This is a genomic window from Arsukibacterium sp., from assembly GCF_033722355.1.
Classification (GTDB): domain Bacteria; phylum Pseudomonadota; class Gammaproteobacteria; order Enterobacterales; family Alteromonadaceae; genus Alishewanella.
The window spans coordinates 1-19,652 of record NZ_JAWVZF010000038.1; the positions used below are offsets into that span (position 1 = coordinate 1).

General features: G+C 49.8%; 16 protein-coding genes. 7 read left to right on the top strand and 9 right to left on the bottom strand.

Annotation, left to right across the window (positions count from 1 at the left end):
• Positions 1-2,506, bottom strand: a 2,506-nt coding sequence (locus R3177_RS05800; protein ID WP_318970093.1) for a PAS-domain containing protein, incomplete at its 3' end; no start/stop codon positions are given.
• 43 nt (positions 2,507-2,549) lie between these two features.
• Positions 2,550-3,299 carry a 3-hydroxybutyrate dehydrogenase gene (locus tag R3177_RS05805; RefSeq protein WP_318970094.1) on the bottom strand — a complete coding sequence of 250 codons (750 nt, stop codon included), beginning with the start codon at positions 3,297-3,299 and terminating at the stop codon, positions 2,550-2,552.
• 403 nt (positions 3,300-3,702) lie between these two features.
• On the opposite strand from R3177_RS05805, the gene R3177_RS05810 reads away from it, so the two are divergent.
• The 4 genes from R3177_RS05810 to R3177_RS05825 all read left to right on the top strand — a co-directional run bounded on the left by R3177_RS05810 (position 3,703) and on the right by R3177_RS05825 (position 8,937).
• Entirely contained in the window at positions 3,703-5,304 is a 1,602-nt protein-coding gene (locus R3177_RS05810; protein WP_318970095.1) for an AbgT family transporter, read from the top strand.
• 230 nt (positions 5,305-5,534) lie between these two features.
• Positions 5,535-6,245 (top strand): SapC family protein, encoded by a 711-nt coding sequence (locus tag R3177_RS05815; protein ID WP_318970096.1) that lies wholly within the window; start codon positions 5,535-5,537, stop codon positions 6,243-6,245.
• A 185-nt stretch (positions 6,246-6,430) separates the two neighbouring features.
• A complete protein-coding gene (nagA, locus tag R3177_RS05820; RefSeq protein WP_318970097.1) occupies positions 6,431-7,588 on the top strand; it encodes an N-acetylglucosamine-6-phosphate deacetylase in 1,158 nt (385 codons plus the stop codon).
• A gap of 14 nt (positions 7,589-7,602) precedes the next feature.
• Positions 7,603-8,937, top strand: a complete 1,335-nt coding sequence (locus R3177_RS05825; protein ID WP_318970098.1) for a sugar MFS transporter — start codon at positions 7,603-7,605, stop codon at positions 8,935-8,937.
• A 9-nt stretch (positions 8,938-8,946) separates the two neighbouring features.
• On the opposite strand, the gene coaD is transcribed toward R3177_RS05825, so the two are convergent.
• On the bottom strand, positions 8,947-9,432 hold the full coding sequence (gene coaD / locus R3177_RS05830; protein WP_318970099.1) for a pantetheine-phosphate adenylyltransferase: 486 nt from the start codon (positions 9,430-9,432) through the stop codon (positions 8,947-8,949).
• A gap of 119 nt (positions 9,433-9,551) precedes the next feature.
• On the opposite strand from coaD, the gene R3177_RS05835 reads away from it, so the two are divergent.
• From R3177_RS05835 to tdh, 3 genes are all read left to right on the top strand, one after another.
• Positions 9,552-10,214 (top strand): TetR/AcrR family transcriptional regulator, encoded by a 663-nt coding sequence (locus R3177_RS05835; RefSeq protein WP_318970100.1) that lies wholly within the window; start codon positions 9,552-9,554, stop codon positions 10,212-10,214.
• Between the two features lie 148 nt (positions 10,215-10,362).
• Positions 10,363-11,559, top strand: coding sequence for a glycine C-acetyltransferase (locus tag R3177_RS05840; RefSeq protein WP_318970101.1), 1,197 nt, complete (start codon positions 10,363-10,365; stop codon positions 11,557-11,559).
• Positions 11,560-11,573: 14 nt separating this feature from the next.
• A complete protein-coding gene (tdh, locus tag R3177_RS05845) occupies positions 11,574-12,599 on the top strand; it encodes an L-threonine 3-dehydrogenase (protein WP_318970102.1) in 1,026 nt (341 codons plus the stop codon).
• Between the two features lie 73 nt (positions 12,600-12,672).
• Here the strand turns inward: tdh and R3177_RS05850 are convergent, their stop codons facing one another.
• The 6 genes from R3177_RS05850 to R3177_RS05875 all read right to left on the bottom strand — a co-directional run.
• Positions 12,673-15,225: a S8 family serine peptidase gene (locus R3177_RS05850; protein WP_318970103.1), complete on the bottom strand. Its 2,553-nt coding sequence runs from the start codon at positions 15,223-15,225 to the stop codon at positions 12,673-12,675.
• Positions 15,226-15,469: 244 nt separating this feature from the next.
• A complete protein-coding gene (locus tag R3177_RS05855; RefSeq protein WP_318970104.1) occupies positions 15,470-17,134 on the bottom strand; it encodes a GGDEF domain-containing protein in 1,665 nt (554 codons plus the stop codon).
• Positions 17,135-17,204: 70 nt separating this feature from the next.
• A complete protein-coding gene (locus R3177_RS05860; protein WP_318970105.1) occupies positions 17,205-17,465 on the bottom strand; it encodes a hypothetical protein in 261 nt (86 codons plus the stop codon).
• A gap of 72 nt (positions 17,466-17,537) precedes the next feature.
• The gene (locus R3177_RS05865; protein WP_318970106.1) at positions 17,538-18,041 is read right to left on the bottom strand and encodes a GNAT family N-acetyltransferase; all 504 of its coding nucleotides are present in this window, start codon (positions 18,039-18,041) and stop codon (positions 17,538-17,540) included.
• Positions 18,004-18,813 (bottom strand): SAM-dependent methyltransferase, encoded by an 810-nt coding sequence (locus tag R3177_RS05870; RefSeq protein ID WP_318970107.1) that lies wholly within the window; start codon positions 18,811-18,813, stop codon positions 18,004-18,006. Before R3177_RS05870 ends, R3177_RS05865 begins: the two co-directional genes overlap by 38 nt.
• A 35-nt stretch (positions 18,814-18,848) precedes the next feature.
• A partial coding sequence (locus tag R3177_RS05875) for a tRNA-dihydrouridine synthase (RefSeq protein ID WP_318970108.1) occupies positions 18,849-19,652 on the bottom strand: 804 nt, incomplete at its 5' end.

Sequence of the window (19,652 nt, forward strand, 5' to 3'; positions counted from 1 at the left end):
TGGTACTTTGCTGGCGCAGCAAGCCGGCAAATAGTGCCGCAGCATTAAATGGCTGCATTAAGTCGTGACTGGCTGCGGCAAAAAAACGGGTTTTTGCGGCGGTACTGGCTTCCAGTTGTTTTTGGGTATGCTGCAGTTGCTGATTTAATTGTTGCAGTTCGTAGGTGCGCTCGGTCACTCGTTGTTCCAGTAAGGTATTGCTTTGCTCCAGCTGAGTCTGAACTTCAATAAAAGAGCTGACATCGGTATAGGTCGTAACAAAGCCACCGCCGGGTAGCGGGTTGCCCTGCATCTCCAGCACTCTGCCATCCTGTTGCTGACGTTGAAATTTGTAACTGCTACCCTGGCGCAGAAAGCTCAGCCGTTTGCTGATTTCTGCCTCGATATTTTCGCTGTCGATAAGCCCCCGCTGCAGATTAAAGCGAATAACCTCAGCCACCGGCTTACCTACTTCCACCATACCGGGCGGATAACTGAACATATCAATATAGCGCTGATTCCAGGCTATCAGTCTTAAATCAGCATCGACTACGCTTATTCCCTGGCTGATATTATCAATGGTTGAGAGCAGTAATGCCTGGTTAAACTGAAAAACCTGACTGGCTTCATCAACAAAACGTTCTACCGTTTCCATCGGTAACTGAGCATGTTTACCGGCAGCGTCCATAATCAGCCGCATTGAAGCACCGCCGACGACGGCTGCCAGCGTGCGTTCGGCCGCTTGCACCAGATTAGGGGGGGCCAGCTGATTCTGAGCCGGATTCGGGTCTTTTAAATTACGCAATAACAGCCGCCTTGCCTCTTTCTCGCCGGCAAAGCGTCTTACCAGTAAAAAACAATCCTGCACGCTCAGTGCCAGACTGCGCCGGTTATTATCATGAGTTAGCTGAGTTCTTAAGAAACGGCCGCTTTCCAGCCATTCGCTGACCCGGGTATTACTGAACCGGCTTACCAGCAATACCATCAGACAGTTTACCGATAAACTTAACAGGACACCCAAACTTAACGGGTCGGCGCGCCAGCCAAACAATTGTTGCGGGGCGAGCCATAACAGACCAAAAGGACCCTGGCTCAGCCAGCCAGAGCCCATTAAACCGGCGCGACTGACCTCCGGCAACAGCAGAATATAGGCCCACACCACCGCACCGCTTAGCACACCGGCAATAGCACCCTGGCGGTTAACTTTTCGTGACAGCAACCCCAGGATTAATGCCGGGGCCAGCTGGGCCACCAGCGCAAAGGCCATCAGCCCTAGCTGAGCCAGGCCAGTTTCGGTACCAATAAACCGGTAGTAAACAAACCCCAGAGCCATTACAGTCAGCATGGCCGAGCGGCGCAGCGTGGCGACTTTTATTTTGTTTTGTTGTTCCGGCTGCAGCTGACTGCTGCGGTAAATCAGCGGTGCCAGCAATTCGTTGGTAATCATAATACCGAGCACGACGGTGGCAACCACCACCATACTGGTTGCCGCAGAAAAGCCACCAAGATAAGCCAGCAGGGCAATGTCGGTGCGGTTTGCCGCCAATGGCAGTTGCAGCACCACCACATCAATATTAACGTTGTTACCGAGCAGCATGACGCCGGCCAGCGCCAGCGGCAGGGTAAAAATGCTCATCAGCAATAAATACAATGGGAAAATCCAGCGGGCACTACGCAAGTGACTTAAATTCTGGTTTTCAACAAAGCTGACATGAAATTGTCTGGGTAAACACAAGGTTGCGAAAAACCCCAGCAAAGCATGCAGCCAGTAGGCATGCATGGGCAGAGCCTGCTGCCGTAATTCACTAATAGCAGCGTGGTTGGCAGCACTGTCAAAAATGCTGGCAAAACCGTCGAAGATGCCAAACACCACAAAACAGCCGATCGCCAGCAAGGCTAACAGTTTAATCAGTGATTCAAAGGCAATGGCGGTCATCAGCCCGGGGTTGGGTTGATGAGCTCTGGCGCTCTTACCGACAAACAGCAGGGCAAATACGGCCATCCACAAGCTGACGTAAAAGCCGGTATCGGTATACCAGCTCTGGCCAACTTCTGCCTGTACCAGGGTATTGATACTGGTAGATACAGCGTGCAACTGCAACGCAATATAAGGGATCACCGCCATAATCAGAATTAACGTGATAATGACTGCCAGCGAGCGGGAATGGCCAAACCGGGTAGCAATAAAATCGGCGACGGAGGTGATACGGTAGCGCCGGCAGGCAATGGCAATGCGGGCAATTAATTTAAAACCAAACCAGAACAGAATAAAAGAGCCAATATAGGTGGGGGGGATCCACCAGCCATTTACGGCAGCCTGTGCTGTTACACCGTAAAATGCCCAGGACGTGCAATAAATAGATAAGGCAAAACTGAATATCCAGGGCGCCAGTGGGTGGCGGGCAGTGATACGCCGGCCAAAGCGGCCCACGCTGAATAAAATCAGCAGATATACCAGTGATATGGCGGCTATGGTCGCCAGGCCAATGCCGCTGCCATTTTCAATCATTTGCTGGGGTGAGGTCATCAGTTACTCATTGGCCGATTGTGCCTCAGATCCCGGTGCAGTGCTAGCGGGCGGTCCAGCCGCCATCGAGGATCAGGGTTTGTGCTGTCATATGTCTGGCGGCATCCTGGCAAAGAAACGCCGCCATTGCCGCGATTTCACTGACGTCAATAAAGGCTTTCTGGGGCATTGGTGCCAGCATAATCTGCTCAATGACCTGCTGCTCTGTCAGGTTATGCTCTTTGGCCTGAGCGGCAATTTGCTGCTCCACCAACGGCGTTTTCACATAGGCCGGGCAAATGGTATTAATCGTAAAGTTTTTATCGGCATTTTCCAGCGCTACCACCTTGCTGAACCCAAGCAGGCCATGCTTGGCGGCAACATAGGCTGACTTGAAAGGCGAGGCAATGACGGCATGAATTGAACCGATATTAATAACCCGGCCAAAATTATTATTACGCATGTAAGGTAGCATGGCTCTGGTTAACATTGCCGGACCGGTTAACATAACATTTAACAGTAAAGCCCACTTTTCCGGCGGAAAGTCTTCAAGCCGGGCGACATGCTGAATACCGGCATTGTTGACCAGAATGTCAGCCGGAAAACGGCTGGCACAGTCGGTAATGGCCTGCTGATCGGTCACATCCAGCACACAATAGTCAGCGTTAATCCCCTGGCTGCCAAGTTCGTTGGTTTTTTGCTGTAGCAGTGCCTTATTTAAGTCGGCCAGCACCACCTGATAACCTGCTTTGCCAAAGTGGCTGGCGATAGCAAAACCGATACCGCCGGTACCCCCGGTAATCACTGCACGCATAAGGTTGCTCCTGTAATCATTGATTGCTTATGCTAGGCAGCCATGGCAGCAGTTACAACGGTACTTTAGTGCTATGTAGTGCTACGTAGGCAGACAACTGCTGCAAAACACTGCTGATACACCAGAGAATTTGTCGCGTATTTTGTTGTTTTCAGCTCTGGTTTGGCCGGATAGCCCGCTGTATCAAAGGTTCAGGCTTTGCCGTCAGCCCTTCCTGTGATAGATTTGGCTGATAAATACTATAAAAAGTCAGCTTAAGGTGGCATTCTGGCGCCATTAAGTTGGGATATATCAGGCTCTTGCGCTACTTTTCTGCTGTGAGCCTTAAAATAAGTAAAAAGCTATCAACTAATTCCGGATAATTGACAACATTATCTGCGCTTTGACCAAGAGGAATCCATTTATGACAAACGCTGGAAGAACACCTGCTCCGGCAGGGCCCAAGCGTGGCTGGTTTACCCGTTTTCTTGATACGGTAGAGTGGCTGGGGAATTTATTACCCCACCCGGTGACGTTATTTGCCTTATTTGCCCTTCTGGTGGTGGTTGGCAGTGGCGTTGCTGCCTATTTCGATTTCAGCGCCATTGACCCGCGGCCAGAAGGGGCAGCCGGACGCTCAGCGGATGGTATTATCCGGGTGGTCAGTCTGTTCAGTGTCGACGGTTTGCAACGCATTATCGCTAATCTTGTTACTAACTTTACCAGCTTCCCGCCCCTTGGTGTGGTGCTGGTGGCCCTGCTCGGGGTCAGTATTGCCGAACATTCAGGTCTTATTTCGGCGGCGATGCGCGGCCTGGTGATGAATGCTTCGCCGCGGATGGTTACCGTAACGGTAGTATTTGCCGGTATTATTTCAAATACCGCGTCAGAGCTGGGTTATGTGGTGCTCATTCCAATGGCGGCAGTGATATTTCACTCTCTGGGCCGTCACCCACTGGCAGGGTTGGCTGCGGCCTTTGCTGGCGTCTCAGGCGGTTACAGCGCCAATTTATTTATTGGTACGGTTGACCCGTTGCTGGCCGGCTTTACCACATCAGCCGCTAACCTGATTGACCCCACCTATAATGTCGGTCCGGAGGCAAACTGGTATTTTATGATTGCCAGTACTTTTGTAATCGCCGCCTTAGGCGCCATTGTCACCGAAAAAATTGTTGAGCCAAAATTAGGGAAATATAACGCAGATGAGGCGTCTATTGATTTAGGCGCACAGCAGCTGGATAAGTTAACAGCTCGGGAAAAATTAGGGTTAAAAGGGGCTGGCCTGGCTTTTTTACTGTTAGCCATTTTGTTGGCGTTAAGTATAGTGCCGGAGTGGGGGATTTTGCGTAACCCGGAGACTGGCGGCGTGCCGGATTCCCCGTTTTTAAAAGGCATAGTGGTCTTTATTTTTATCACCTTTGCGATTCCGGGTTTTGTCTACGGTAAAATTGTCGGCACCATGAAAACCGATCGTGACGTCATTAATGCGATGTCCAAAAGCATCGGCTCGATGGGGCTGTATATTGTGCTGGTGTTTTTTGCTGCGCAGTTTGTGGCCTTTTTCGGCTGGTCAAATATGGGGGCTATTTTCGCCGTTAAAGGGGCTACCGCCCTGCAAGAGATGGGACTGACCGGGCCCCTGCTGTTTGTGTTCTTTATTGCGATGTGCGGCTTTGTTAACCTGATGCTCGGTTCAGCATCGGCGCAATGGGCTATTACCGCGCCGATATTTGTGCCTATGCTGATGATCGTCGGTTATTCACCGGAAGTGATCCAGGCAGCCTACCGGATAGGTGACTCGGTCACCAATGTTATTACCCCGATGATGAGTTACTTTGGTCTTATTCTTGCTGTTGCGGCACGCTACAAAAAAGATATGGGGCTGGGAACGCTGATTGCCACGATGTTGCCTTATTCGATGGTATTTTTTATTGGCTGGACACTGTTGTTCATCTTGTGGGTGTTTGTTGCAGGTTTCCCGGTAGGGCCGAACGCGCCCACTTATTATCAGTTTAGTGCCGGCTAAGCTTAATGACTTTTATCCTGGATAAAAAAGCCGCTGTTATCAGTGGCTTTTTTTCTAATCTCCCCGCGGCGCCTTGTTTTATCAGCATTCAGCAGTTGATTACCAGCGCAACTTAACGCAAGATAACGCCGGTACGCCAGTAAAACAGACGGTGGCAGCTGATGATGCTGCCGAAAAATAAATGCCGCAACGCACTGGTATCTTAAAAATCCCATTACAATGAGTTATCTATGGAACAGAAGAAAGTAGTCCCGTTAAATAAACAACAACACGCCAAAACTAAAATCAGTAATGAGAATGCGTTTAGTCATATTGCCAATGAGCATATGCTGCCAATAGTCGTGCACGAATTTGTGGTGGCTGGGGCTGAATTCCCCGTTGTGTTTGTTAAAGATAGCCAGAATGACAGTTTTCAGCCGGTGGTATTACTGGGGTTAGCTGCAAACCAGAACCTGATAATTGAAGAGGGTAAATGGCAGGCTCTTTACGTACCGCGTGTTGCACGCAATTATCCGTTAGTGCTGGTGCAACCAGATCCAGACAGTGATCGGTTAGTGGTGGCAGTGGATGAATCGTCAGCACGGGTAAATGAAAATGAAGGCTTTCCGTTATTTAAAGACGACGGCAGTGAAACCGATTATCTGGCCGATCGCAAAAAACAAATGAGTGATTATGTAGAATACAGTCAGATGACCCGTGGTTTCAGTGCGAAATTAAAAAGCCTGGGGCTGATTAAAGAGCAGGTGCTTACTATTACCGTCGACGGTGAACCCCGTAATATCAACGGGATTCATATGGTTGACGAGAAAAAGCTCAACGAGTTGGACAATGACGCGTTTCTGGAACTTAGAAAGTCAGGCTTTCTGACAGCCATCTACGCCCATCTGATGTCACTGCAGCATACGCAGAAACTGGTGCAGAAGCTGGCAAAACCGGCTTAAGTAGCATGCGGAGAAAATGGCACTTGAGGGTGCCATTTTTTTTCAGGTTCCCGGCAGGCTGTCTGGCTTGAGCCGCGGTTAGCCGTCACATAGCTTAGTCAGCCAGCACCTTGTTGCAGGGTGGCTTGAGTTTAATTATGGCTCTGGCATAGTGAGTAGGGCACATTAATTTGAATGACCAAATGATGACAGCAGCAAAACAGAACCTGACAACCGGCAGTATTGCTGTTGCCCGGTTATTTGATGGCGACACCTGGCACTATAATGTTGAGCTAAGCTGGCAGCAAGGCATCATTACCGGGATAAGACCAGCAGCCGGTGCCGTTCATGCCGGGGCGCTGGCCTCGGGTTTTATTGACCTGCAGGTGAATGGCGGTGGCGGCGTACTCTTTAATACGGCCCCCGATTTAGCTACTCTGCAAATAATGGCAAAGGCGCATGCCTGTTTTGGCACCACAGCCATGCTACCGACTGTTATTACTGATTCTGTTTCGGTAATGCAGCAAGCGGCAGATGTGGTAGCGCAGGCTATTGCAGCAAAATTACCGGGTATTATTGGCCTGCATTTTGAAGGTCCGCATTTATCTGTCCCCAAAAAGGGAGTTCACCCTGCCTGCCATATCCGACCGCTTACCGACTCTGAAATGGCGATTTATCAGCGCAACGATATTGGCATCAAGCTTATTACGGTGGCACCGGAGAATGTGACGCCGGCACAAATAAAGCAATTAACAGAGGCTGGCATGCAGGTATGGCTGGGCCACTCTGATGCCGATGCTGCGACAGTAGAGCTTGCACTGGCTGCCGGAGCCAGAGGCTTTACCCATTTATATAATGCGATGTCGCCACTGACGTCACGCGAGCCGGGGATGGTGGGCGTGGCACTGACAGATGCTGACAGCTGGTGTGGCATAATTCTGGATGGTCAGCATTTGCATCCTATTGCGGCAAAGCTGGCCCTGGCCGCCAAACCTAAGGGTAAAATGCTGTTGGTAACCGATGCGATGTCACCGGTTGGCACCACGGATTGCGAATTTGCTTTTTTTGGCGGTAAAGTTATCCGCCAGGGTAACAAGTTGACTAACGAAACCGGGGCACTGGCGGGCTCTGTGCTGGATATGGCAAGTGCGGTGCGTTATACCATCCAGGCCCTTGCGGTTGAACCGGATGAAGCATTGCGAATGGCGACGCTTTATCCTGCCGAGGCGTTAGGCTGTGCTGACCGCTATGGGCGGCTTCGTCAGGGATATCGGGCTGATATGGTATTACTGGATGAACAGTTTCAGGTTCAGCATAACTGGATAGCCGGCAGCACTGTTTATCAGGTGCGGCCGCTGGAATAAACAGGACAAAGGGAATGAACCAGATGAATACCTCTGCTGCCCGGCCCGGGCGCCAAAGTGCCTTGCTGCCAATGATTATTATCGCCATCTTATTCTTTATTTTTGGTTTTGTTACCTGGCTGAATGGCTCATTAATTCCATTTTTAAAAATTGTCTGCGATCTGAATGAGTTTCAGGCATTGCTGGTGACGTTTGCATTTTACATTGCCTATGTGGTGATGGCATTGCCGATGTCATTGGTATTAAACAAAGCAGGTTATAAAAATGGCATGGTGCTGGGCTTACTGATCATGGCCATCGGCGCCATTATGTTCATTCCTGCGGCGCAAACATCTCACTATGCATTATTCCTGGCTGCCCTATTTATCCTCGGCACGGGTCTGACCATTTTGCAAACTGCTGCCAATCCCTATGTCGTCTGTATTGGCTCACGTGAAAGTGCCGCGATGCGGATCAGTATTATGGGGCTGGTTAACAAGGGGGCCGGTTTTATCGTGCCTATTATTTTTACTGCCTGGGTATTAACCGGTATTGAGCAGTTTTCAGAGGAGGCACTGGCGTTGCTGCCAGCAGCAGAACGAAGTGAACAACTGGCCGAATTGTCTAACCGCCTGGTGACGCCATATATTTATATGACCGCAGTATTATTGCTGTTGGCGGCGTTTGTAAAGTTTTCACCGTTACCTGAGTTAAATTTAAATGACAGTAACGATACTGCGGCTGCCAACCCATCCTGGACGGCTGTGTTTAGTTACCCACATCTGATGCTGGGTGTGCTTGCCCTGTTTGTTTATGTCGGGGTCGAGGTTATTGCCGGTGATACTATTGGTTTATATGGCCAGGGGCTGGGTGTGGCTCATTTTGGTGCTTTAACGTCTTATACTATGGCATTTATGGTACTGGGTTATCTGGTTGGGGTGTGCTGTATTCCAAAATACTTATCCCAGGAGCGGGCTTTGCAAGGCTCGGCGCTGTTTGGCATCGTGTTTACCCTGGGTGTTATGTTCGGTAGTACGGAAAGCCATTTACTGGCCGACATGCTGTTCGGCTGGTGGGGTGTTCCACTGGTGCCCGATACCGTATTGTTTCTGGCATTACTGGGGTTTGCCAATGCCCTGGTATGGCCGGCAGTATGGCCGCTGGCCCTTCAGGGACTGGGTAAGCTTACCAGCACCGGATCGGCTTTACTGATTATGGGTATTGCTGGCGGCGCGCTTTTACCGCTGGTTTATGGTTATCTGGCTCACACCAGCGGCAATAGCCAGCTTGCTTACTGGATGATGCTGCCTTGTTACGCTTATATTCTGTTTTATGCGTTCAAAGGGCATAAACTGAGAAGCTGGCGTTAATGCTCCAGGTCAGTTTTTTCTGAATTTTGCCTGTAAAGCCCGCTCAACATGAGCGGGCACAAAACTACTGATATCACCGCCATGCCGGCACACTTCTTTGACCAGGGTAGACGAAATAAAGGTATTTTTTTCCGACGGGGTCATAAACAGGCTATCAAGCTCCGGATTCAACTGGCGGTTCATGCTGGCCAGCTGAAACTCATATTCATAGTCGGCCACAGCGCGCACTCCCCGCAGCAGCACCAGAGCCTGTTGCTCTTTTGCAAACTGCGCTAATAAACCGGAAAAGCCAATGACCTGCACATTGCTGCAGCCAGCAAACGCCTGCTCTGCCAGTTGAACCCGTTCATCCAGGCTGAACAAGGGTTGCTTACTCGGGTTGGCCGCGACCCCGACAACCACGGCATCAAACAGCCTGGCAGCCCGCAATACTAAATCACTATGACCATTGGTTAATGGGTCGAAGGTGCCTGGATAAATGGCTTTTACTTTCATATTGATATGCTTAAGTTGTCGTCAGCCGATGCCATGAAGGCGTAAGCGACTAGAGTTTTTAGTCAGTTTGGCGTTACTATAGCAAATTACTGTAGCAACAAAGAAGCTTAGCTGCCGACATGGAAAAAAAGCTCAGAACCAAAGATAAAATTCTGCAGGCCAGTATTGCGTTATTTAATGAGGTTGGTGAACGTCAGGTAACCACCAATCATATCGCGGCCCATCTGGGCATCAGTCCGGGTAATTTGTACTATCATTTTCGAAATAAAGAAGACATTGTCCGGCAGATTTTTAAAGAGTATGCCAAGTTACTGGAAACCCGAATTAAACCGCCAGCGGCTAAGACAGAGGCGCTTGATGCCCTGGCGGAGTATCTGGATGCGGTGTTCGAGCTGATGTGGCGTTTTCATTTTTTCTATGCCAATCTGCCGGATATCCTGGCCCGTGACAGTGCCTTACAGCAGGATTACGCCAAAGTACAACAAGGTGTGCTGGAGCGGGTGATTTCAGTGCTGAAGGTATTGAAGGCAAAAGCCATTATTGAAATTGCCGATGAAGACATCACCGGCTTTGCTCATAGCATTAAGTTGCTGGTGACATTCTGGATAAGTTATCTGAAAACTCAGGCTCCAGACAAAGCCATTGATCAGGCAAGTGTTTATCAGGGCGTGTTAAAGGTACTATTACTGTTTAAACCTTATGCCACCGTTCAGGCTCTGCCGCAGATCAGTAAATTACAACAGCACTATGCCAATTTGGCGGGTGCAGATCAGACCAGCTAGTTGAAACCAGCCGGCTTGTATCTGATTATTTACAGCTGTAAACCTGACCATATTGCAACGTGACAACCAAACGCTGCATAGCAGCGTGTTAACCATTACAATGTGCATCTTTTAAATCTGCTCAGACTATCGCCAACCAGGAGGCCGCATGCGCAACAGCGCTTTTCTGCAACATTTACAACAGCAAATCGAAGAGGTAACCACTGAAGGGTTATTTAAAGCAGAACGGATTATCTCCTCCCAGCAGCAGGCCGATGTTACCGTAGGCGGAACTCAGGTATTAAATTTCTGTGCCAATAATTATTTAGGTTTGGCTAATCACCCGGATTTAATTGCAGCGGCCAAACAGGGGCTGGATAGCCATGGCTTTGGCGTGGCCTCGGTACGATTCATTTGTGGTACTCAGGATATTCATAAAACGCTTGAAGGGAAGATCAGCGAGTTTCTGGGTACCGAAGATACTATTTTGTATTCCTCTTGCTTTGATGCGAATGGCGGGTTATTTGAAACTATTTTAGGCGCAGAAGACGCTGTTATCTCTGATGCGTTAAATCATGCTTCGATTATTGATGGTGTCAGGTTGTGTAAAGCGAAGCGCTACCGCTATGCCAATAATGATATGGCAGATTTGGAAGCCCAGTTAAAACAGGCTGATGCCGACGGCGCCCGTTTTAAACTGATCGCCACTGACGGTGTATTTTCGATGGATGGCGTTATCGCTGATTTAAAGTCGGTATGTGACCTGGCTGATAAGTACAACGCGCTGGTCATGGTCGATGATAGCCATGCGGTCGGTTTTGTCGGTAAAAATGGCCGTGGTACTCACGAATACTGTGACGTGCTGGAGCGGGTAGATATTATTACCGGCACCCTGGGTAAAGCACTTGGTGGCGCTTCAGGCGGTTATACCTCCGGTAAAAAAGAAGTGATTGCCTGGCTGCGCCAGCGCTCACGGCCTTATTTATTTTCAAATTCCCTGGCACCGTCTATCGTCACCGCATCGATTAAAGTGCTGGAGATGCTGGCGTCAGGTGATGAATTGCGCGCGAAGTTATGGCAGAACGCCAATTATTTTCGCGAAAAAATGGCGGCGGCAGGTTTTACCCTGGCAGGGAAAGATCATGCCATTATTCCGGTAATGCTGGGCGATGCTAAAGTCGCGGCCGAAATGGCAAAACGGATGCTGGCAGAAGGTATTTATGTGGTGGGTTTCTCCTTTCCGGTGGTGCCCAAAGGGCAGGCACGGATCCGGACGCAAATTTCCGCCGCACACAGCAAAGCACAACTGGATAAAGCAATTGCTGCTTTTATCCGGATAGGTAAAGACATGGGCGTGATCGCATAAGGGCGGGACGTAAAATGAAAGCATTAGCAAAATTAAAAGCAGAACCGGGCATTTGGCAAACTGAGGTTGAAAAACCGGAAGTGGGTCCGAATGACGTGTTAATTAAAATAAAAAAAACCGCGATCTGCGGCACCGATGTCCATATCTACAAATGGGATGAATGGGCCCAGAATACGATACCGCACGGTATGGTTGTCGGCCATGAGTACGTTGGTGTTATTGAGGGTATGGGCTCTGAAGTCAAAGGGTTTAAAGTAGGTGACAGGGTGTCTGGTGAAGGTCATATTACCTGTGGCTATTGTCGTAACTGCCGTGCTGGCCGGGTTCATTTGTGCCGTAATACCACTGGTGTGGGTGTTAACCGGCCGGGATCCTTTGCCGAGTACCTGGTGATCCCGGCGTTTAACGCCTTTAAATTACCCGACAATATACCGGATAATATCGCGGCGATATTTGATCCTTTCGGCAATGCGGTTCATACCGCTCTGTCGTTTGATCTGGTTGGCGAAGATGTGCTGATTACCGGCGCCGGTCCTATTGGTATTATGGCGGCGGCAGTTGCGAGGCATGTCGGTGCCCGCCATGTGGTGATCACGGATGTTAATCAGTACCGGCTGGATTTAGCGCTGAAAATGGGTGCTACAAAAGCAGTTGATGTCAGCAAACAGAATTTAAAAGATGTGATGAAAGAGCTTGGCATGACAGAGGGCTTTGATGTCGGACTGGAAATGTCCGGGGTGCCCTCAGCGTTTCGCAGCATGCTCGATACCATGAACCATGGTGGCAAGATTGCTATGCTAGGCATTCCACCGTCAGATATGGCAGTCGACTGGAATAAAGTCATTTTCAAAGGGCTTATTATTAAAGGGATTTACGGCCGGGAAATGTTTGAAACCTGGTATAAAATGGCCAGTTTAATTCAGTCAGGGCTGGATTTAACGCCGATGGTAACGCATGAAATGCCGATGGAGCGCTTCCAGGAAGGTTTTGACATTATGTGTTCCGGCCAGTCAGGCAAGGTAGTGTTGAATTGGTCTTAGCAGCAAAAAAGACCGGCTGCTAAACGGAAAAAAGGCGAACCTCTGGTTCGCCTTTTGCGTATTAAGCTTGCGCTTAACGGGCTATGGTAATAACTGGCGAGGTCCAGGTTTCCCAGTGCGCAGGATTACTTTCATCGCCGAGCGCTTTCAGTACTCTTAACTGCAATACGTAATCGCCATCAGGCACGACTTTTGTTTTACCTTTACCGCCGTTACTATGGATGCGTGTGCCATCCCAGCTGAAGGTAAAGAAGCCTGTTGGAGTGCTGTTACGGGGCAGATAATCATACACATTGGTTTTATGGAACACCGGATGAACAGGCTGCATTGAACCCGCATGCAGGATATTCATTTCCATATAGCGGGCATGATGATCAAAGTGGATCAGGAACCAGGGCAGATCATCTCCCTGCATACTGTAACTGCAATTGACGGTGCAAGGGGCAAAGAAGCCACCGCTCAGCTGAGCGAGCCATGGGAAGCCATTACCCGTTGGCGCTAAGACCTGAATGCTCTGATAATCACCGACAAAGCCGGCAAACGGCACACGGTAAGCCTGTCCGCCATCATCTGGCGTAAATACAATATAGCCACCGTACTGACCATAGTCAGGTAGGGTAGCCGGAGTGATGGTGGCATCGACCGTCGCACTGCTGCCTGGCGCTACGGTCAGCATATCGCTACTGAAGCTAACACTGGCATTACCTGCGAAGAAGCTGGGCGTAATAATGCCGCCGGTTGACAGGGCATTCACCGAAGACAGCTGATAAGTGACTGCCTCGGTTCCATTATTATATACCGTCAGGCGTTGGCTAAAGGGCCCGGCTTCACCTTCACCAGTAGCTATTTTACCCGGTGTGATATAAGTGTTGGCAGTGATGCTGTCATCCACATCTACCATACCTGCACCCTGCCGATGGACATTATCCAGGAAACCTAAACCGGGGTTTAGCGACCAGACTTTTGGGTCGGCGCTGTTTTGCAGCACAGAGCGGACTGACATCACTGGTGTCTCAGGTTTTGCCTGCAGCAATAACGCCGCAGAGCCGGCAACATGAGGAGAGGACATTGACGTGCCACTTAATGTAGCAAAACCGCCACGCTCCAGCGGATAAGTAGAGAAGATGCTACCACCCGGCGCACCGATATCAGGTTTTAATGCCAGATCGGGGGACAACCCGTAAGAACTGAAGCTGGAAATCAGACCACCTACCGGTAGCTTCTGATCGGTCCAGGTGAGCACTGGCGCTGCCTGGCCTCTGATAAACATACCATCTTCCAACGAGATGCTTACCACGGGTACCGGTCCGACAGGGCCGCTAAGGGTACCGCTGAAATTACCTGGATTAAGGTTATGGATCACGACTGAGGTCGCACCGGCATTTATCGCATTCAGTGCTTTTTCCCTAAAGGTACAGACTCCCCGCTCTGCCAGGGCCGCTTTGCCTGCCGGAATGGCTAATAATGGATCACCGTTGCAGGCCCGGCCAATAAAGACCAGATCTTCGTTGCCAGCAGTGGGTGCCGGTACGCTGAAACTCATCGTGTTATAAGTGATATTACGGCCGGCAACTTGCAGCACGTCAGACAGGGTGACATTATCAAAAGATGCTACCCCTATCACATGCTCACCAAGACCCGGCGCACCAGCAGAATACAGGCCACTGCCACCACTGTTACCAATTGAGGCGACGACCACCATGCCTTGCTCAACCAGACGATCTGCCGCCTGAGCGGTGGGATACTGTGGCCATTGAAATGCGGAGCCAATACTCATATTTAAAATATGCATGCCATCTGCATAGGCCCGCTCCATCGCTGCAATCATAATATCGGCAGTGGTACTGCCGTTGCAGCCAAATACCCGATAGGCACCAAAGGTAACATCAGGAGCCACGCCGACAACAGTGCCATTGGCGCCAACAATCCCGGCTACGTGAGTGCCGTGGCCACCGCAGTCATCCGGGTTATCATCAGGATTGGGAACCGGGTTATAGGAAGGACTGGTCGGGTCAGCATTAAAGGCATCACCAACAAAATCATAGCCATAGGCGATTCGCGGTGTTGGAAATGCGGTTGAACCATTGCTGCCGTTACCACCAAAATCAGGATGGTCAATATCAATCCCGCTATCCATGACAGCGACTTTAATGCCGGTGCCAGTATATCCCAACGTATTTTGCGCGATATCAGCACCGGTCATACTAATCGCTGTGGCCATATCAGCAGCAGAACCGCCGCTGTTAATTTCGGGATTAGGGGTTTGAATTAATTCTACCGGGTAAATTGCTTTAACGCCGGGAATTTGCATTAACTTAGCGCGTTCAGCCGGGCTGATCTCTATTGAAAATCCGTTGAACAAGGTGTCAAAACTGCGCCGCTCTTTAAACTGCACTCCGGCGTCTTTCGCTGCCTTGCGAAATTGTCCTTGGGCAGCAGCAATATTTTTCTTTGAGTTACCATCGGCGATGGGGTTAGCAGACAACTCGACAAACCAGAGGTTGCCACCTTCTGCAGCATTTACCGGCAGTTGTTGCTGAGCTAAAGCTGCCTGAATGCTAAATGCCAGCAAGCAGGCTGAAGCAATCCGGACGCTGCCGGCAAATTTATTTTTTTTTGAGGACATTTATGAATACTCCATTTCTCATTAGTGCGCCTTAACAGCACCCCCATGGTTCTGTTAAGCGGCTTTGCAGGCCAGAAAAGCAAAGGTAAACAGCTCAGAAAACCGGCTTAAAACAGGCCACAGAAAGTAAAGGTGTTGTTTATATTTTGAGCAAGTGACAATGCAAAAAAAACAGGCTGGAAAGACCAGTTACAACTGTAAACAATAAAGGAAGGAGATGACCGGCGTCTGCCAGACGCAGTTTTTATGAGCTGTAAACCTGATTACGGCCTTTTCTTTTAGCCTGGTATAAGGCTTTGTCAGCGTCGGCCAGCAGTTCTGTTAGGTCGTAGCCCGACTGACTTACATCACTGACCCCAAAACTGGCGGTGATGGTAATTTGATGATCATACTGCTCAGTATTAATGGTTGCTAAGGCCTCACGGCATATTTCGGCCAGCATTTCTGCTTTAGACAACACGCAGTCGGGTAACACTATCGCAAACTCTTCACCACCAATGCGGCCGAAAATATCACTGTTACGCATAAAATGGCGGCAAGTTTGCACCACTTGTTGTAAGGCCCAGTCACCGGCGGCATGGCCGAATTTATCATTAATACTCTTAAAATAATCTAAATCAAATAAGATAGCAGCAAGCGGCTTCTGTTTTTTCTGACAGTAACTAATAGCCAGCCTGGCTTGCTGGTTAAAATGGTAGCGATTGCTGATGCCGGTAAGCTGATCATACTCGGCCATGTGCCGAAAGCGGCGGCTGCCTTTGATGCCGCGATAAGCCAGCACCGCCAGCATCAGTGTCAGGCTAATCAACAAATACAGCATTAAGTTACGGTTTTTTGCCTGTTGCTGATATAAATTTCGCTCCAGCGACAGCAGTTCGTTATCTTTATCGAGCAGGGCTATATGGCGTGCCTGCAACTGAGCTTCACTGCTGGCCATCTGGTAAGCCAGTTGCTGACTGGCTTTTTCCTCGGCAATGGCTACTTCGGTTTGTCTGAGCTTATCAGCATACTGCAGCAATTGCTGAAAATCACCCTGCTGCTTGGCCAGTAAATAAAGCACCCGGTAGGTGGCCAGTACAGCAGGATCGTTACGATCAGTGGGTAAAATACGCTCAGCCTCTGCCGCCAGCGTAACTGCCTGCTCCAGCTGGTCTGAATGCAACAGTGCTTCGGCTGCGGCCGCATTAAAGCCGGCGCTTAATATCGGGTAGCGGGTCTCCTGTACTTTAGGCAGGTGCTGGTGATACAGCTGCAGCACAGTGTGATATTGCTGTTGCTCCAGCAGGTAAAACAGATGGTTGCGGATGATAAGCAACTGAAAGACAGATTCCGCCGCTTGTTCACACAGCGTATTGGCTTCATTAAATTTGGTGAGATAGGTGTCAAAACCGGCTGTATGGTAAGTGCCTTGCAGTCCGAGAGCCATTAAGCGACAACTCAAACTTTCATTCTTGCTAAGAGATAATCCCCTTTCAATTAATTGCTGGGTTAAGTCATAGCGTTCAATATTATTAAAAAGCAGGATTACCTGGCCAATTACCTGATAGTAGTTCAGGTCATTTGTCAGTGTTGGTAACGCAGTTAATAGTTGCTCAACACTGAGGAAAGCTTCAAGGTAGTGATAACTCAGTATGTGAATATTAACCTTAAGGCCAATTACTCTTAAAGTAATCAGATTATTGTCCTTAAAATCAATACTTTCCAGAATTTCCAATGCGGTTTTAAAATCACCTCTAGTGGTGAGATCGTATGCAGTTAGTAGATCCAGATATTGTTGCTCAGTGGCAGTTAAATTATGAGTATCGAGTTCTGCCTTTAAAGCCTGCAGTGCATAACTAAACTGTACCGGATCTTTAAGTCTAAGTTCATCTAGTTTCTTCAGATTTTCGGTTACAGTTATTCCATACACTTTGAATATGCATAAACATATAGCCAAAACCATAATTTTAATCAGTAAGCGGGGTATTGCCATGATTCGCTTAAACTGCTGATTTTAATAAATCTTTATTATCTTCAGGTTCAGGTTCAGGTTCAGGTTCTGGCGTTGTAGGTTCTTGAGGTTCCTGTTTCTCTGGTTCCTCAGGGGCAGGAGTTATTATAAAACAAATAATTTTCTCTTTTAGCAGCGCCTGCTCGTCACTGGCCAGCACCTGTTGCAGTGCAGTGACGGCTTCACTCGGCGTGTTATCCCAGTTGGGTTGCAGCGCCAGGGTAACTAACTGTTCGGTAATATTTGGCATAATGGTCGGCATTGCTAAGAAGTTATGCCTAATTTAGGTAGTTTTAACAAAAGCTACAAGTACTATTTGTGCTTATTTTATTTGCAGACTGAACAGTAAAAAATCGTCTGGCAGGCGGTGTTGTTGTGCAAAACCCAGTTTACGGGCAGAGCTAATAGCTGCGTTATTGGTGCTGTGAATACGCGTGGTCAGCTGTGTCACCCGGCTATCTGCGCTGGCGGTTTGCAGCAGTAACTGGCCAAGCGCGGTACCCAGCCCCTGCTGTTGCCAGGCCGGAAGCAGCATCCGGCCTATTTCGGCACTGCCTTGCTCTGGCAATATATTCAGCATGGCCAGGCCAATGTTTTGCTGGCTGGGGCTATGGTTAACCAGATAATAGGCCGGCCCAGTGCTGAGTTTAAGGATCCGGCCAAAACGTTGCCGCGCTTCGTCCACGCTTAGCGGCGGCTGAATATATTGCATTACCTGCGGGCAGCTAAAAAGTGCAATAAACAGCGGCTCTGCGGCTGGCGTTAGCGGCGACAGGCTTAATACCGGCTCAGCTGGTGGCATCGGGTTTAATATCGGGCTGAGCATCAAGCGCAGCCAGCTGGGCCAGCATGGTCGTGTTCGGCTGCAGTTTACTGGCCGGAGGGATAACCAGTGTGGTTTTGCCGGTCACGGCCGCACTGGCCAGCGCATTAAGTGGCAGGCTATCAATGCGCGGCTGTTCGGTTGGCAGGCTGGCCGCTTCGTACAGGGTAATCATATGCCCCGGCGGATAAAACTGGCATAAATAATCGGTTAACAGCTGGCGGTACTGGCCGGGGGTACTAAAACGGGCCAGGCTGCGATCTCCTGCCACCCCCAATTGCCACAGTACTAAATAGGCTGCGGTATCTATAGTGCGCTGATAAAACATAAACTGGCTGCATTCATGCAGCTGGCAGCCATAGCGGCCCGGATCTATGCCTAAATCGGCATACAGGCAATCTTCTGCTGAAATACCAGGCAGCATTTTGCTGTAATAACCCAGCTCACGGGCCTGGCGCACCGCCTCATGCGGCACCAGCGCAAACACCGCCGGGTGACCATAAAAAGCGCCGACCACTTTTTTACCGGCTGTTACTTCAGCCAGCATTGCCTCGACCATCAGCTGGTAGCTATGTTGGCGCGATGGCGCCTGATGATAATAAGGCTGTAACGAGCGGACGTCGGGGTGCATTTGCAGTAGCCATTGCTCGGTCATCGCATCGGCCATTAGCATAAACACCACATCGGCCTGCTCTATATAGTTGCGGCTTAAGGGGTCAAGATGGGCGCCAAGCATAATACCGGTGCCAACACATATCAGGCTGCCTTGCTGCATCTGTTACTCCCGTTGTACGCCGCTGACGCTTCAGATTATTTGGCTAACTGCTGTTGCAGCAGCGCTAGGATATCCTGGCTTTTGCCAAGCAGCCGCAGTTGGCTGAATAAGCTTTGGGCTTCAGGGTACTGCAATTTTAAGTAACTAAACCACTGTTTTACCCGGTTAGCATAATATTTGCCTTTGTCGCCGGCAATTTCAAATTCGGAGTAGTGCATTAACAGCTGCAATACCTGAGGCCAAGGCATGGCGGGCTGCTGCAGGCGGATATGCTGTGCCAGGTTGGGCATCGCCAGTGCGCCACGGCCCAGCATAATATCCTGACAATTGCTTTGTTGCTGACAAAGCAGCGCATCGCTGGCGGTCCATATTTCGCCATTGGCAATCAGTGGAATAGAGACATGCTGTTTAATCCGGGCAATCCAGGGCCAGTAGGCTGGTGGCCGGTATCCGTCGGTTTTAGTGCGGGCATGCACGGCCAAACTGCTGGCACCGGCCGCGGCAATAGCGCAGGCATTATCCAGGGTAAGGCTGGTATCCTCATAACCTAAACGGATTTTAGCGCTGACGGCAAAGGCTGGCGGTACTGCATCGCGCACCGCTTTAACAATCCGGTACAGCTTGTCGGTTTCTTTTAACAGCACCGCACCGCCGCGGCTTTTGTTTACCGCTTTTGCCGGACAACCGAAATTTAAGTCGACGCCGGGTGATCCCAGCTCAACTGCCCGCAGCGCGTTTTCGGCCAGCCAGCCGGGCTCTTGCCCTAACAACTGCACCCTAACCGGCGTGCCGGCCAGGGTTTTGCCGCCTTGCAGCAGCTCAGGGCACAGCCGGGTAAA